This window comes from Salinicola socius (genome assembly GCF_001937195.1).
GTDB lineage: Bacteria > Pseudomonadota > Gammaproteobacteria > Pseudomonadales > Halomonadaceae > Salinicola > Salinicola socius.
In genome coordinates, this window is record NZ_MSDO01000093.1 from 1 (window position 1) to 892 (window position 892).

The window sequence follows — 892 nt, forward strand, 5'->3', positions numbered from 1 at the left end:
GGCATTGGCGCTACCCGGCACGAAGCCACTCTGGCCATTATCCGCATCGGTCGCCGTCAACGCGCCGCTGGCGGTCAGGTTACCCGAGGTATTGACGTTGCTGTCTTCGGTCACCGAGCCGGTAGCGGTGCCGGTGATGACCGGGGCGTCGTTGGTACCGGTCACCGTTACGGTCAGCGTCGAGGTGGCGGTGCCGCCCTGGCCGTCGCTGACGGTGTAGCTGATTTTCGTCTTTTCGGTCTGTCCCGCGGCCAGGCGATCGAACGCCGTGCCCGGATTGAAGCTGTATGAGCCATCCGCGTTCAGCGTGAAGGTGCCGCCATTGGAGCCGGTGATGGCCTGCCCCACGCTACCTGTTACGCCGTTGACCGCGCTGACGCTCAGCGTGCCGCCATCGACATCGCTGTCGTTGGCCAGCACGCCCTGGGACGCGGCGATATTGAGAGTAGCGTTCTCGCCCGTACTATCGGTATCGGCGACGGCGACCGGTGCATCGTTGGTGCCGGTCACCGTTACGGTCAGCGTCGAGGTGGCGGTGCCGCCCTGGCCATCGCTGACGGTGTAGCTGATCTGCGTCTTATCGGTCTGACCCGCGGCCAGGCGATCGAACGCCGTGCCCGGATTGAAGCTGTAGGAGCCGTCGGCGTTAAGGGTAAAGGTCCCACCGTTGGAGCCGGTGATGGCCTGCCCCACGCTACCTGTTACGCCGTTGACCGCGCTGACGCTCAGCGTGCCGCCGTCGACATCGCTGTCGTTGGCCACCACGCCCTGGGCCGCGGCGATATTGAGAGTAGCGTTCTCGCCGGTGCTGCCGGTATCGGCGCGGGCGACCGGGGCGTCGTTGGTGCCGGTCACCGTTACGGTCAGCGTCGAGGTGGCGGTGCCGCCCTTG

Annotated in this window: 1 protein-coding gene; it reads right to left on the minus strand. The window is 66.3% G+C overall.

Annotated features, from left to right (window positions below):
• Nucleotides 1–892 (minus strand): Ig-like domain-containing protein (locus BTW07_RS18990; RefSeq protein WP_144077006.1); only part of this gene is annotated, 892 nt, incomplete at both ends.